At 67.0% G+C, this 14,129-nt stretch carries 14 protein-coding genes; 7 read left to right on the forward strand and 7 right to left on the reverse strand.

From position 1 onward, the window contains the following. Positions 1 to 79 precede the first annotated feature (79 nt). The gene (locus ACSC1Y_RS11195) at positions 80 to 421 is read left to right on the forward strand and encodes a thioredoxin family protein (protein ID WP_435334927.1); all 342 of its coding nucleotides are present in this window, start codon (positions 80 to 82) and stop codon (positions 419 to 421) included. Positions 422 to 542: 121 nt separating this feature from the next. Here ACSC1Y_RS11195 and ACSC1Y_RS11200 read toward each other — a convergent pair whose 3' ends face one another. After that, positions 543 to 2,021, reverse strand: a complete 1,479-nt coding sequence (locus ACSC1Y_RS11200; RefSeq protein WP_435334928.1) for an AMP phosphorylase — start codon at positions 2,019 to 2,021, stop codon at positions 543 to 545. Between the two features lie 286 nt (positions 2,022 to 2,307). On the opposite strand from ACSC1Y_RS11200, the gene ACSC1Y_RS11205 reads away from it, so the two are divergent. Both ACSC1Y_RS11205 and ACSC1Y_RS11210 read left to right on the forward strand, forming a co-directional pair. After that, positions 2,308 to 2,961 carry a lactate utilization protein gene (locus tag ACSC1Y_RS11205; RefSeq protein WP_435334929.1) on the forward strand — a complete coding sequence of 218 codons (654 nt, stop codon included), beginning with the start codon at positions 2,308 to 2,310 and terminating at the stop codon, positions 2,959 to 2,961. A gap of 96 nt (positions 2,962 to 3,057) precedes the next feature. Then, the gene (locus tag ACSC1Y_RS11210) at positions 3,058 to 3,882 is read left to right on the forward strand and encodes a DUF4097 family beta strand repeat-containing protein (RefSeq protein WP_435334930.1); all 825 of its coding nucleotides are present in this window, start codon (positions 3,058 to 3,060) and stop codon (positions 3,880 to 3,882) included. A 24-nt stretch (positions 3,883 to 3,906) separates the two neighbouring features. Here the strand turns inward: ACSC1Y_RS11210 and ACSC1Y_RS11215 are convergent, their stop codons facing one another. Both ACSC1Y_RS11215 and ACSC1Y_RS11220 read right to left on the reverse strand, forming a co-directional pair. Further along, positions 3,907 to 4,569, reverse strand: coding sequence for a DUF4396 domain-containing protein (locus ACSC1Y_RS11215; RefSeq protein WP_435334931.1), 663 nt, complete (start codon positions 4,567 to 4,569; stop codon positions 3,907 to 3,909). An 85-nt stretch (positions 4,570 to 4,654) separates the two neighbouring features. Continuing rightward, the gene (locus ACSC1Y_RS11220) at positions 4,655 to 5,011 is read right to left on the reverse strand and encodes an SHOCT domain-containing protein (RefSeq protein WP_435334932.1); all 357 of its coding nucleotides are present in this window, start codon (positions 5,009 to 5,011) and stop codon (positions 4,655 to 4,657) included. 188 nt (positions 5,012 to 5,199) lie between these two features. On the opposite strand from ACSC1Y_RS11220, the gene ACSC1Y_RS11225 reads away from it, so the two are divergent. Both ACSC1Y_RS11225 and ACSC1Y_RS11230 read left to right on the forward strand, forming a co-directional pair. Continuing rightward, positions 5,200 to 5,865: an Hcp family type VI secretion system effector gene (locus tag ACSC1Y_RS11225; protein WP_435334933.1), complete on the forward strand. Its 666-nt coding sequence runs from the start codon at positions 5,200 to 5,202 to the stop codon at positions 5,863 to 5,865. 222 nt (positions 5,866 to 6,087) lie between these two features. Next, the gene (locus ACSC1Y_RS11230; protein ID WP_435335161.1) at positions 6,088 to 7,965 is read left to right on the forward strand and encodes an ABC transporter ATP-binding protein; all 1,878 of its coding nucleotides are present in this window, start codon (positions 6,088 to 6,090) and stop codon (positions 7,963 to 7,965) included. A 21-nt stretch (positions 7,966 to 7,986) separates the two neighbouring features. On the opposite strand, the gene ACSC1Y_RS11235 is transcribed toward ACSC1Y_RS11230, so the two are convergent. Then, the gene (locus tag ACSC1Y_RS11235) at positions 7,987 to 8,505 is read right to left on the reverse strand and encodes a DUF8173 domain-containing protein (RefSeq protein ID WP_435334934.1); all 519 of its coding nucleotides are present in this window, start codon (positions 8,503 to 8,505) and stop codon (positions 7,987 to 7,989) included. Between the two features lie 172 nt (positions 8,506 to 8,677). Here ACSC1Y_RS11235 and ACSC1Y_RS11240 point away from each other — a divergent pair, with 172 nt between their 5' ends. Further along, positions 8,678 to 9,853, forward strand: a complete 1,176-nt coding sequence (locus tag ACSC1Y_RS11240; RefSeq protein WP_435334935.1) for a M48 family metalloprotease — start codon at positions 8,678 to 8,680, stop codon at positions 9,851 to 9,853. 44 nt (positions 9,854 to 9,897) lie between these two features. Here ACSC1Y_RS11240 and ACSC1Y_RS11245 read toward each other — a convergent pair whose 3' ends face one another. Continuing rightward, positions 9,898 to 12,471 carry a heavy metal translocating P-type ATPase gene (locus ACSC1Y_RS11245; RefSeq protein WP_435334936.1) on the reverse strand — a complete coding sequence of 858 codons (2,574 nt, stop codon included), beginning with the start codon at positions 12,469 to 12,471 and terminating at the stop codon, positions 9,898 to 9,900. Between the two features lie 99 nt (positions 12,472 to 12,570). Continuing rightward, positions 12,571 to 13,161, reverse strand: a complete 591-nt coding sequence (locus ACSC1Y_RS11250) for an AsnC family transcriptional regulator (RefSeq protein WP_435334937.1) — start codon at positions 13,159 to 13,161, stop codon at positions 12,571 to 12,573. 131 nt (positions 13,162 to 13,292) lie between these two features. Between ACSC1Y_RS11250 and ACSC1Y_RS11255 the strand changes: the two genes are divergently transcribed. Further along, positions 13,293 to 13,502: a heavy-metal-associated domain-containing protein gene (locus ACSC1Y_RS11255; RefSeq protein WP_435334938.1), complete on the forward strand. Its 210-nt coding sequence runs from the start codon at positions 13,293 to 13,295 to the stop codon at positions 13,500 to 13,502. A 33-nt stretch (positions 13,503 to 13,535) separates the two neighbouring features. Here ACSC1Y_RS11255 and ACSC1Y_RS11260 read toward each other — a convergent pair whose 3' ends face one another. Beyond that, complete coding sequence (locus ACSC1Y_RS11260) at positions 13,536 to 14,003, reverse strand: CopD family protein (RefSeq protein WP_435334939.1); 468 nt, start codon at positions 14,001 to 14,003, stop codon at positions 13,536 to 13,538. Positions 14,004 to 14,129: the final 126 nt, after the last annotated feature.

Consider the following 14,129-nt stretch of genomic DNA (forward strand, 5'->3'; position numbering starts at 1 on the left):
ACGGGGGCAGCTGCTTCCCGCGAGAACGGAGACAGCCGCTTCCCCGGAGCCTAAACGTCCGACGCACCTATCGCCACGCATGAACACACAGGCGCGACCCACCCGCCTCGACGACGGCGACGAACTCGACGCCTTCCTCGCCGACCACTCGCTCGTCCTCCTCGAACTCTACACGAAGGGCTGCGGGAAGTGCCAGTCGATGGAGCCCATCCTCGGAAACGTGGCTCGCGTCACCGACGCCGCGGTGGCGATGCTCAACCCGGGCGACGACCTCTCGCTCGTCGAACGGTTCGAGGTCCAGAGCGTCCCGACGCTCGTCCTGTTCCGCGACGGTGAGCAGGTGGCGACGCTCGCCGACGGCTTCGTCCCGACCGAGGAGGTCGTCGAGTTCGTCGAATCGAACAGCGGCAGAACGCTGTGACGTTCCGTCGAATACGTCTCGGAAAACGAAACGAGAGAGCCGTCCGGTTCCGTGGCACCCCTGCCAGAACCGAACAGATAGTTCGAGCGGCCGGAGCAGAAAAAAGGCACTGGCCGACGTGTCAGAGGCGCTCCACGAGTGCGTCCTCGCGCCGACGAACCCGGACCGCCTCCGTCCGATTCGCCAGCGAGACGGCGTCGGCGAGCTTCGATTGCTGCTCGGCGTAGATGGTGAACAGCGGGTCGTCGGCGGTCACCTCGTCGTCGACGCGACGGTGGAGATACAGTCCAGCACCGACGTCCCGCGGTGCACCGGCACGGCGGGCGATGTCGCTCACGAGGCGGTTGTTGATGTGGGCGACGACGCCCTGTCTATCTGCCGTGATGACCGCGGTCTCGCGTCCGGGCTGGAGGTCGGTCAGCTCGACGTTCTGGTCCCCGTTCTGTGCGGCGACTATCTCCCGGAACTTCGCGAGCGCCCGCCCCGAATCGATCATCTCGGCGGCGGTCGGTTCCATGTCGCAGCACTCGAGGAGGATGTCAGCGAGACGGACGGCCTTCAATCGGAGCTCCTCCGGGCCGTCACCGGCGAGCACCCGGAGGACGTCGCGGGCTTCGAGCACGGGTCCGATACCGCGCCCGATGGGCTGTTCGCCGGTCGTGATGGTGCACTCCATGGTCAGGCCGAGATGCTCCCCGACCCGTGCGAAGTCCTCGGCGAGTTCGCGCGCCTCGACGAGGCTCTGGACCTTCGCCCCCTCGCCGTAGGGGAGGTCGATGACGACGTGGGTCGAGCCCGCACTCTTCTTCTTCGAGAGCACCGAGGCGATGAGCTGGCCGTGCGGGTCGAGCGACAGCGGCGTCTCGGCGCGGATTATCTTGTCGTCGACCGGCGAGAGGTTGACGCCGCCGCCCCAGACGAAACAGCCGTTCGTCGCCTCGACTATCTCGGTGAGTTCGTCCAGCGTGAACTCGACCTCACAGAAGACCGCCATCGTGTCGGCAGTCCCCGCCGGCGAGGTGACCGCGCGGGAGGAGGTCTTGGGTATCTTCACGCCCGAGGCGGCGACGATGGCGACGACGATGGGCGTCACCCGGTTGCCGGCGACCCCGCCGATGGAGTGCTTATCGGCGACGACCGGGTCGTCCCACTCGATGACCTTCCCCGCCTCGGTCATGCACTCGGTGAGGTGGGTCGTCTCCGCGAGCGAGAGCCCGTTCGTGTAGACTGCAGAGACGTACGCGCCGAGTTCGACGTCGCTCAGCCGGTCTGCGTCGATGTCCGCGACGATGGCGGCTATCTCCGCTCGCTCCAGTTCGACCCCGTCCAGCTTCTTGCGGATGTACTCGACGGCGGCCGGCCGCGGGGCCGGCTCGACCACGACCTCACCGGTGACGTGTGCGAGCCGGTCCGTGACGCCGACGGTCCCGCGGGAGACGAGTTCGTCGGTCACTTCGACGATGCCGACGATGGTCGTCTCGTCGAAGACGAACTGGACGCGGTCGAGGGGGTTGACCCCGAGCTCCTCGGCGTCCGCCGCGTTCAGGAGGACCGTCGGGTGGCGCGTCCCGATGTCGATCCCGGTTGCCGTGAGTCGCATAGCCGTACAGAGGCGGCCCGCGGCAATGGGTTCGGCGGCGCTTCACGGGTTCGCCATCCGGGCCCGGTCGAAACCGTTACACTGGCCCAAGTCGGGGCCGTCGTACTGGCTCAGGCAGGGAGCGGAGCGTCACCCCCTGCTGGCAACACCCGCGTCCGCTACTGACAGCCGTGTCACCTGGTGAAACCGGCGTCCGCGAGCGCTTATTGTCGTCCCGCCCCTCGGCACAGATAGCAGCGGCGGACCCTCGCGTTCACCGCCATCGAACATCCCCGGAGACACATCTATGTCAGAGAAATCCACGTACCTCGCAGAGGTAGACGCCGACGAATCGCACGACCAGCTCCCCGACGACGAGACGGTCGAAGAGACGGTCGAGAACCTCGAAGCGCGCGGCTTCGACGTCGTCCTCGTCGACTCCGCAGAGGAGGCGCTCGACGCCGTGAAGGACCAGATTCCCGCCGACGTGTCCGTCATGAACGGCCACTCGACGACGCTCGAGGAGATCGGCTTCGTCGAGTACCTGAACGAGGGCGACCACGGGTGGGAGAATCTCGCGGGCCAGGTCTGGAGCATCGACGACGACGAGGAACGCCACGCGTTCCGCCGGAACGCCCAGACGGCGGACTACTTCCTCGGGAGCGTCAACGCCATCGCCCGGACCGGGGAACTCGTCGCCGCGGACGCCTCCGGGAGCCGAATCGGGGCGTACCCGTTCGCCGCCGGTAACCTCGTGCTCGTCTCCGGCGTCAACAAGATAACCGACGACCTTTCGGCGGCGCTGGACCGCCTCGAGGAGTTCGTCTTCCCGCTCGAGGACGCCCGCGCGCAGGAAGCCTACGGGCAGGGCTCCGTCGTCGCGAAGCAGCTCGTCTACCGTCACGAGACCGAAGAAGGGCGGACGACGCTCGTGCTGGTGCGCGACGACCTCGGATACTGAACGGTCGAACTCTCAACAGAATCTTCCTTCGGTCCCGTCGCCGACAGAAGTATTTTTCTGCGAACAGGTATGCACCCGACAGCCGTCTCCCCTGCCATGGATACAGACGCGAACGAGGGCTTCCTCGGCGGCCTGCTCGACGGCATCGTCCAGCGGGGCACACTCGGAAGCGGGCCAGAACTGACGGAGACGGTGGAGGAGTCGGTCGACGCGAGCGACGTCCGACGACTCGCGGTCGAATCGGTCAACGGACACGTGACGATATCGCCGGCCGACGGTGACGACGTGACGCTCGAAGCCACCATGACGACCCGGAGCGGTCGGAAACAGCTCGACCGGCTCGAGGTGACCAGTACGGTTCGAGACGGCAGACTCACCGTCCGAGCCGGCCCCCGCGAAGGGGTCACGACCGTGCAGGCGCGCGCCGACCTCGACATCGGCGTCCCGTCCGGCGTCGAGGTCGAATCGGTCGAGACGGCGAACGGCGACGTGACCGTCTCCGACGTCTCGGGCGACCTCGCGGTCCAGAACGCGAACGGAACCATCTCCGTGAACGGGGTCGACGGCTACGTCTCGCTGGAGGCCGCCAACGGCCGTATCGAGTCCAGTGGCTGTACCGGTATCGACGTGGCCGAGACGGCGAACGGCGACGTCGACGTCGAAGTGCGTCGCCTCCGCCGGAGCGCGGAGGTCTCTGCAGCCAACGGGAGTGTGACGGTTCGACTGGTCGACGGACTCGACGCGGACGTGCTGGCCGAGACGGTTCTGGGGTCGATCACCGTCGACGACGTTCCGCTCGACGTGACCAGCGAATCGAACAGGGGGTTCCTCCCGGGGCACGCCATCGTCGCGACCGTGGGAAACGGCGGATACACGCTCGAAGCCGAAGCAGTGACGGGGAACGTCGTGCTCACGCGATAGAACCAGTCGGCCGTAGGCTCCTCCTCAAGCGCCCATCTCCGCCGGGTTCCCCATGCCCTCCTTGACACCGCGCATGATGAGGAAGACGTTCACCGGGTAGGCTGCGAGCAGGCCGATGGTGAGCGAGACGACGAGGGCCGCCCAGAACAGCGGTTCGTGCATCTTCGCCTCGCCGGCGAGCCAGATGTCCGTCCCGATGGCGACGACCTCCATCACGGTGATGGAGGGCGTCTCGCTCCAGAACGCGTCCATCACGGCCTCGCGGAAGCCGACACCCTCCTGCATCAGTGGGCCCACCGTGAGCGCGAACCCGGCGATGTACGCGAACGTGAACGTGACGAAGGCGACGCCAACCGTGTGCAGAGCCAGGAGGCCCGCGGCGATGGTCACGCCGACGATCTCACCCATGCCACAGCCGGAGTAGCAGTGGGCGACGGAGCGGCCAGCTTTGCGCCACAGGGAGTCGTGCGATATCTGGGTTCTGCCGGCGTAGTAGTACAGCCCGAGTCCGAGTGGACCGGAGTACAGGACCGTCAGCGACCAGACGAACTGCATCAACGAGGGTAGCTCCGTGTTGTTCGTCCGGAGGTCGTACACCAGGACGGCGAGCGAGGTGAGGACAAGGAGGACCCACGCCGTCATCACTGCGGGGTTCGTGATGAACTGCTGAATGGCCTTCAGGGGCATACGGAGAACGAGGGACTCGACGGGGAACAGATGTCGGGCAACGTGGTTTGGCAGGTTCTGTTGAGCCCGCCGTCCCGGTCTCTCGTCACTCTCGCTCGAGCCGTTCTCGCCGGTACTCGAACTCCTCGTCGGTCAGGTCGCCGCGGGCGTACGCACGACGGAGTTCGACGAGTGCAGGGTCACCACGGCCCGGTTCGGCCCGCGTCATTGCTCGAAGGAGCAGATATGCTCCCCCGAGGACGACGGCCAGGACGAGCAACCGACCGAGGAGACTCGCGGCGAACCACCACCACGACCATTGGCCGTCGAAGCCCATCCAGTGGTCATGCCAGGTTCCACCCATCGTCCCCATCATCCCGCCGAACAGCATCGGCACGAGGAAGACGGTGGCGAGTACCAGTGCGACGACGGTGAGGCCCGTCCGCGTAGCTTTCGTCTCCATACTCGTAGAGAGGGGCTCGCGATTCACGTCGGTTGCTCTTCACGGACTGGTGGTACGAACGGTGCCTGACTTTCGAATCGAACGAATCGGACCGCAGAAACACCCCGAGTACGAGGTAGCGGGGCGGTAATCCGAACTGCAAGCCTATCGGATGTATTGACCCATCCAGCCCGACCAGACGAGCATTCGTGCAGGAGGCCGCCGGAACGGTGGGGATCGTCGGACTCGGACCGTTCGCCCCCGACTCTGTATCGGCCGCACAGACCCAGGTAGGTGAGGCTGGAGCGTGTCCGGCCAGCACCGGGAGCGTCTTCCTCGAAGTCAATGGTATCGCTGGAGAGAGCGTCGACCACGATTACCGCGACGAGATAGACGTGCTCTCGTGGAGCTGGGGCATGGCGACCGGGGACGAGGGTGTAAGTCGACGGGGAGCCAACCGCCGGACGCACAGACCACTCACTATCGTCAAACGCGTCGACGGTGACACGCCGAAGCTGCTGGAGGCGCTCGCGTTCGGCGGACGTATCGCCGAGACGACCCTGACGGTCCACGACCAGCGAGGCAGGACGATAACGGTCGTGTTGCGTGACGTGAAGGTAAACCCCGTCGACCTCTCGCACGATTCGTGTACGCAGTGGCCGGTCGAGGTCATCACCTTCGGGTACCGGTCCATCGGGGTGCAGGTGGGAACTGCGGAGGTGACAATCGACAGGGAATCGGGCACGAGGAGAGCGACGATTCCGGGCCGTCCAGCCCGGCCGAGGAAACGTTCGTCGGCGTCGGAATCGCGGCGAAGTGGAAGTAAGCGCCGGGCACCGACCCCGAATCGACACTGCGACCGGGCCGTGAACTGACTGCTGTGGAGACCGTTTGGTTCGAGACATTCACCGCGCACGCTATCTGGCTCCGAGACCTAACGTCTGGTTAGTGACCACCCGAATCCAGCACCAGCTATCGCCGGCTCGGCCGCTCCCAGCGGGCAGACGGGGCCCGCCGAGGGGCCGATGAGGTTCTGGCCGACCGACGACGAGGACGCCATCCAGTTCGACCGCGAGGCCGGCCTCGCCGGCGACCCGATGGTCCGGCTGTTCTCGACCTACGGCCGCGACGACATCCACCTGTTCGTCCTCGGGCTACTGACCAGCATCGTCGCCCGGTTCGTCGGTCTCGTTCCGCCGCTCGTACTCGGCGTCGCCATCGACGCCGTCTTCAACCAGAACGCGCCGTACCGGCTACCGCTCGTTCCGGCCGGGTGGCTCCCGACCGACCGGCTCACGCAGCTCTGGCTCTCGGTCGGGCTCGTCGTCGGTGCCTACGCCCTGAGCGTCCTGTTCGGCTGGACCCAGGGCGTCAGCCTGTCGCTGTTCTCGAACCGCGTCCAGCACCGGGTCCGCACCGACACCTACCGGGCGATGCAGGGGCTCGACATGGCGTTCTTCGACGACAAGCAGACCGGTCAGATCCTCTCCATCCTCAACAACGACGTCCGGAACCTCAAGCAGTTCCTCAACGGCACGGTCAGTAGCGCCATCCAGCTGGTCGTCAGCGTCGTCGGCATCGCCGCGCTCCTGTTCTACCTGAACCCCCAGCTCGCCCTCATCACGCTCGTCGCGGTCCCGCTCCTGACCGTCTTCACGGTCTGGTTCATGCGAACCATCCGGCCGCTGTACCGCGCACTCAGGACGAGCATCGGCGACCTCAACACGCGACTGGAGAACAACCTGAGCGGAATGGAGGTCATCAAGACGGCGAACACGGGCGAGTACGAGGACGGCCGCGTCACAGACGCCTCGCGGGACATCTACGACCGGACCTGGGCCGTCGTCAAGCTGGAGTACCTGTACCAGCCCGGGATGGACCTGCTCGCGGGCGTCTCGTTCGCTGCGACGTTCGCCATCGGGGGCTACTGGCTCGTGGCTGGTGCCCCGCCGTACTTCTCGGGAACGCTGCTCGTCGGCGAGTTCGTCACGTTCCTGTTCATGACCCAGCGGTTCGTCGAGCCCCTCGCTGGTGCGGGCCGACTCGTCGACGCATACGAGAACGCCCGCGCCTCCGGCGAGCGCATCTTCGGGCTGAAGGACCTCCCGGTCGCCGTCGCCGAGGACGAGGCCGCCGTCGAGCTGGACCCCGACACCGTCGCCGGTCGCGTCGAGTACGACCACGTCGACTTCACCTACGACACCGGCGAACAGGTGCTCCACGACGTGACCTTCACCGCCGAGCCCGGCGAGACGATCGCCTTCGTCGGCCCGACCGGCGCCGGCAAATCGACCGCCGCGAAACTCCTGCTTCGACTGTACGACGTGGATTCGGGCGCGGTCCGCGTCGACGGTCACGACGTCCGCGAGGTCTCGCTCGACAGTCTCCGCGACTCGGTCGGCTACGTCTCCCAGGACGTGTTCTTGTTCGACGGCACGGTTCGAGAGAACATCGCGTACGGGAGCTTCGACGCCTCGGAGGAGGACGTCGTCGCCGCCGCGAAGGCCGCAGAGGCCCACGAGTTCATCACCGACCTCGCCGATGGCTACGACACCCGCATCGGTGAACGCGGGGTCAAGCTCTCGGGCGGCCAGCGTCAGCGCCTCTCGCTCGCCCGGGCGATGCTGCAGGACCCGGCCATCCTGGTCCTCGACGAGGCCACGAGCGCCGTCGACACCGAGACCGAACTGTATATCCAGCGGGCCCTCCGGCGGCTCACGACCGAACGAACCACGTTCGTCATCGCCCACCGGCTCTCGACGGTCCGCCACGCCGACCAGATTCTGGTGGTGGACGACGGCCGGGTGGTCGAGCAGGGCAGCCACGACGACCTCGTGGAACAGGGAGGCCTGTACGCGACCCTCTGGGGCGTCCAGGCGGGCGAGTTCGACGGCGAGTTCGAGCAGGTGACGCGCCGGCTGCTGTCGGATGGGGACGGTGTGTCGAACGGGGACGGAGAGGAGACGTCGGCCTGACAGAGCGAGACAATCCCTCGCTCAGAGCCAGTCTCTCAGTACCGCTCCGAAGCCAGCCGCGCCCACGCAGAAGGAAACGATGCTGCCGAAGCCGGTGAGGGTCAGCCCGCCGTTGATGGCCGCGGCGACGACCAGCGGTTTCGCCCAGCCGTCCTCTCGCCCGACCAGCCGCTCCGCGATGGCGAGGTAGGCGATGGCCGCCCCGACCGCCCAGATGACCATCGCCAGCAGCGCGAACGGGATGGCCAGCAGGATACCGACGATCGTTATCACGAGGATGATCGTCACGAGGACCACCAGGATGAGACAGACGAAACCGGAGAGGAACGAGCTGATGGGGTCGTCCCGTACCTGCACCATCATCCGCTCGGTGAACGCCGGGGCAAGCGCGACGAGTATCGCGCCGACGATGAGCGTCGTCAGAAATGCGCCGACGGCGCTGCCCAGGAGCCCGAAGGTAGGGTCGAAGTTGACGTTGACACCGTTCCCCTGTGCCTGGAGGACCAGGCCAGAGACGTGCGAGACGAGCGGAACGTTCATAGGTACGATTGGTTCTGCGAGGACAAAACCGCTCGCCCGCACGCGGGCCGTGACGCGACCAGACGAGGGCCGTGACGCGATCGGCTGTGACTGGTGGTCGCCGTCGTGAACGTCCTGCCGGAGTGGTGTCACCAGCCAGAAGCTTGAAACTATCCACTATCGAGACGTTCACATGGACTGGAAGCTTCGTCTCTCGCTGGGCGGTCGGATGGCGGTCGCCGTCGCGGTGGTCGCGGCACTCTCCGTCGTCGTGGCGCTGTTCACCGGCGTCGTCAGCGCGTACCTCCTGGGAGGGATACTCGCCTGGCTCGGGACGAAAGGCGTCGCTGCCCTGCTCGCGGCGCCGCGGCTCTCTTCTTCCGTCTCCACGTCTCCGGTTCTCGTTGCGATTCCTGCTGGCGCGACGTGCTGGCTCGTCCTCACCAGCTGGCAGCGGGTCGCGGGCTACACCAGCGACGACTACCTCGTCCCCCCGTCGGACGCGACGCAATGGCTGCTCGTTCTGGTGCTGCTCGGGAGCCTGTACCTCGCCGTCTTCGAGACGGCTGCGGCCATCGTGTTCGCCGTCTCGTCCGTGGCCGACGACCTGCATCTGTTCCTCGGAATCTACCTGCTCGGCTTTCTCGTCGGTATCTGGGCCTTCGTCCACGGCGTCAGAAAGACCGTCCGGTCGCTCCAGCAACGGTCCGTCGCGGATGCGGTCCCGGCCGACGAGGCCGACCAGGACCTCACCGGCCTCGTAGCCCGGCTCGCCCAGCACGCGAACGTTCCGGCCCCGACGGTCCAGGTGACGCCCCGGGACCGCCCCGAGGCGTTCACCGTCGGCTCCGGCGACGACGCCCTACTCGTCGTCTCCGAGGGGCTGCTCGCGTTGCTCCCGGCCGACGAGCTCGAAGCGGTCCTCGCCCACGAGGTCAGCCACCTCGCCAACGGCGACAGCCGCGTCATGGCGCTCGCACTGGCCCCCATCGTCTACGCGGAGGACCTCTACGTCGACGAACCCGACGACCTGGGCGACCGGGTCTGGAACGCGCTGTTCACCCTGCTCCTGCGGGTCGGCCAGCTCGGCGTCTCGCTCCTCTCCGTGGGGCGAGAGTGGGCCGCGGACGCTGGTGCGGCCGAACTGACCGGCTCGCCGTCGTCCCTCGCGAGCGCACTGCTGCGGCTGGACGAACAGCACGGTATCCCGCGACGGGACGCCCGCGAGTGGTCCGAGGCGTACGCCGTGCTGGACGTGGTGCCGACGCTGGACCCCGACGGTGGTCGGTTCCCGTTCCGGACGCATCCGTCGACGGCTGACAGGGTCGAGCGATTGCGGCGGTTGGCGAAGGAAAAGGAGTCGGTGTAAGAAGAGTCAGTGGCCGTCCCACTTCCTGGACCCTGACGCCCGCCTCATCGCCGCAGGAACCCCAGCAGCTCGTAATCGTGGTCCGGCGTGTACGCCCGGAACAACAGGCTGTTCGTCAGCACGGAGACCGACGAGAGCGCCATCGCGGCCGCCGCCAGCACGGGCTGGAGCAGCCCCAGAGACGCCAGCGGAATCATCGCGGTGTTGTAGCCGAGCGCCCAGAACAGGTTCTGGCGGATCTTCGAGAGCGTCCCGTCCGAGATGCGGATGGCCTTTACCACGTCGAGCGGGTCGTCGCGCATCAGGGTCACGTCCGCGGCCTCGATAGCCACGTCGGTCCCGGAGCCGATGGCGGTCCCGACGTAGGCCGTGGCGAGCGCCGGGGCGTCGTTGACGCCGTCGCCGACCATCATCGCCTTGGTGCCGTCTGCCTGGATGTCCTCGACGGCGGTCGCCTTGTCCTCGGGCAGGACGCCCGCGCGGACGTACTCGGGGTCGATACCCACGTCCTCGGCGACGGCGCGGGCGGTCCGCTCGTTGTCGCCGGTGATGAGGTGAACGGCGAGGCCGCGCTCTCGGAGTGCAGAGACGGCCTCCTTCGAGGTCTCCTTCACCGTATCGGCGTCGGCGACGACGCCGACTACTCGGTCGTCGACGGATACGAGCATCGCCGTCTTCCCCTCGGATTCGAGCCGCGCCATCGCGTCTCTGGCTGGCTCGGGGTCGATACCCGCGTCTTCGAGCAGCGCGGGCTTGCCGACGCGGACCTCCCGGCCGTCGACCGTGGCGACGACACCCTTCCCGGGCACGTTCTCGAACGAATCCGCGTCGGGTATCTCGACGCCGCGTTCCTCGGCTCCCTCGACGATTGCCTCTGCGAGCGGGTGTTCGCTATCGCGCTCGGCGGCGGCGGCCATGCGGAGGACGAACGACTCGTCCAGCGTCTCCGATTCCGCCCGCTCCACCCCAGCACCGTCGGCCCGTCTCTCGTCGACGACGACCACGTCCGTCAGCCGCATCTCGCCCGTCGTGAGCGTCCCCGTCTTGTCGAAGACGACCGCCTCGACGTCCTTGACGCGCTCCAGCACGTCACCGCCTTTGAACAGAACGCCGTTCTGTGCGCCGATGGTCGTGCCGACCATGGTGGCGGCTGGCGTCGCGAGACCGAGCGCGCACGGACAGGCGATGAGGACCGCGGAGGCGAAGACGACGATAGCGAACTCCTGTGCGCCGATACTGGCCGGGCCGCCCAGGATAACGCCCCACAGGGGAAGGGTGTTCACGACGCCCGCCAGTGCGTCGGGGAAGGCGTACCAGACGATTCCCCAGAACAGGGCGTTCACGATGACCGCGGGGACGAAGTACGCCGAGATGCGGTCTGCGAGGCGCTGTATCTCGGGCTGGCGGGACTGGGCCTGCTTGACCGTCTCGACGATCTGCTGGATGGCCGTGTCCTTACCGACCTTCGTCGCCTCGACGACGAGCACGCCGTTCTCGTTGATGGTCGACCCGACGACGTCGTCGCCCGGTTCCTTCGAGACGGGGACGGACTCGCCCGTGACCATCGACTCGTCGACCGCAGACTCGCCCTCGACGACCACGCCGTCGGTGGGGATCTTCTCCCCGGGACGGACCTTCAGCCGGTCGCCGACTTCGACGTCTTCCAGTGGGACCTCGCGCTCGGTCCCGTCAGCGCCGACCACGGTCGCCGTATCGGCCTCCATCTCGAGGAGCGAGCGAAGCGCCTCGCTGGCCTGTCCCTTCGAACGGGCCTCGAGGTAGTTCCCGAGCGTGATGAACACGAGGATGAGCGCGGCCGTATCGAAGTAGAGGCCGGCACCCTCGACCGCGAACGCGAGCACGCCGAGGCTGTAGAGGTACGCCGTCGACGACCCGAGTGCGATGAGCACGTCCATGTTCGCGGTGCGGTTCTTGACGAGCGCCTTGTACGAGTTCTCGTAGAACGGCTTGCCGAGCAGGTACTGGACGGGCGTCGCCAGCGCGAAGGCGAGCCAGCCGAGTGCGACTCCGGTCCCCGGAATCGTCTCCGGCAGGAGCTGCGGCGCGAAGAAGTGCGCGACGAGCATCGCGAGCAACGGGAGGGAGAACGCGGCGCCGATGAGCGTCAGCCGTTTCTGGCGTCGTATCTCCTCCTCTCGGGCAGACTCGCGGGCCTCGTCTTCGTCCGAACCCGCCGTCTCCCGCACGGGGGTGTAACCGGCGTCCTCGATGGCGGCGTAGAGGTCCTCGCGGGAGACCTCGTCAGCGAGGAACTCGACGCTGGCCTCGTCGGTGGCGAAGTTCACGTCCGCGCGGACGACGCCGTGGACCGACCGGAGCGACTCGCCGACGGTGTCGGCGCAGTTCGCACACGACATGTCCGTGATGCCGACGGTTGTGGTCCGGGAGACCGGGTCGTATCCTGCACCTTCGACGGCCTCGAAGACGGCGGCGAGCGTGACCGAGTCGGGGTCGTAGGTGACGCTGGCCTCGTCTGTCGCGTAGTTGACCGATGCCTCCTCGACACCGTCGAGCCCCACCAGGGCGTCTTGTACCGTCGCCGAGCAGTTGCTACAGGACATCCCGGCGACCTCGATGGAGACGGTACGTGTAGTCATCGTTGGTCGAAAGTAGGGGATACTCGTTCAACCCGGTTGTGCTTCGGAACCCATGGCATTCCTCCCACACAAACGCTAGAGTCGAAAGTGGGGTGAGGTTCAGACCCCGGATTCGAGGCGCTCGTACCGGTCCCTGAACCGACCTTCGCAGGAGGTACAGCAGAAGTTGTAGACGCTGTCGCCGATACGGGCCGAGACGCCCTCCTTCGTGACCGTGTTGCCACATTCTGCGCAGTCGAGGGCGAACTCCGTGTCACCGGAACCGGGCGACCACGTCACGTCAGAGAGGAGTTCGACGTCGAGTTCCTTGACCTGCGTCGCGTCGGTGACCGAGGCCAGCCACCGGTGGACGGCCGCGTCCGGGACCCGTGCCTGGACGGTCAGGTCGCCGTCGGCGGCGGTGAACAGGTGCTCCACGGCGTCGGCCTGCTCAAGGTCGTCGCGGACGGCGTCGACGGCCCCCGGTTCGAGGGCGAGCCGAACGAGGACCGGCGTCCCGCCCTGGAGCTGTGACCTGTCGAGGTCGACCGTGAACCCGCGGACCACGCCGACCTCCTGGAGCCGCGTGACGCGGTCGGAGACGGCAGGCCCCGAAAGTCCCACCTCCTCGCCGATGGAGGCGAACGAGCGGCGGGCGTCGTCGGTCAGCAGGCGGAGGATATCGAGGTCGGTGTCGTCGAGGTCGCGCATCGACGGGTGAAACGGGCTGAAGAATCAAGAGTGTTTGCAGCCACCGGCCTTCGGTTCGAAAGCGAACCGGCGGTGACGGGGTGGACGACAGAAGAGAAACGATGATACAGCACGGCCCATTCCGAACGGATATGGATACGACGCTGACCGTCACCGGGATGAGCTGTGGACACTGCGAAGCGACCGTCGAGGACGCACTCGCTGGCGTCGACGGTGTCGAATCAGTAACGGCCGACCACGAGGCCGACGAGGCCACGATCGAAGGAACCGCTCCGGTCGACGACCTCGTCGCGGCCGTCGAAGACGCCGGCTACGACGCCAGCACCAGCCCCAGCACGTAGTGCGACCGGGAACCGCGACGGGCTCTCCCCACTTCAGTAGACGATGCCCGCACCGTTCGTGATGAGCACCGCGTCCACCAGCAGGCCGACCGCCACGAGGCTGGCGGCGTAGAGGAACGGCTTCGCGTCGTGTGCCGGGGTGCGGACCTTCTTCTGCTCGAAGCCGGCGTCCAGTTTGCTCGCGGCGACCTCACAGAGACCCGTCAGGACGAACCAGAGCCCGAGCATCGTCAGCACCAGGTGCCCGCGCGGGCTGCCCGTGAGCGATTCGACCGTGTAGGCGGAGCCTGCGAGGTGACCGCCCGTGACGAACAGAAGCGCCGAGGAAGCACGCGAGAGCCACTTGAACCGCGATACGACGGCGGTCATCGGACCGGCGTCGAACGAGCCGTCCAGGGCCGACGGAAGGATACCGACCGTGAGGAACAGGACGGTCCCGGCCCAGGTCGCTGCCGTCGCACTGTGCACCACCCGCATCACCACGTCGAGTAACGCTGCCATCGTCTCCGGATGCGGTTGCATGTCCCTTAGGTTAGGTGATTCCGCGGCGGCGACGAGTGGAGCCGACCCGAGTCCGGGGACGGGGGTACGACTATTACGACAGCGTCCGAATCGGTTGCAACTCGA

This window comes from Haloarchaeobius lipolyticus, from assembly GCF_051208015.1.
Classification (GTDB): Archaea; Halobacteriota; Halobacteria; order Halobacteriales; family Natrialbaceae; genus Haloarchaeobius.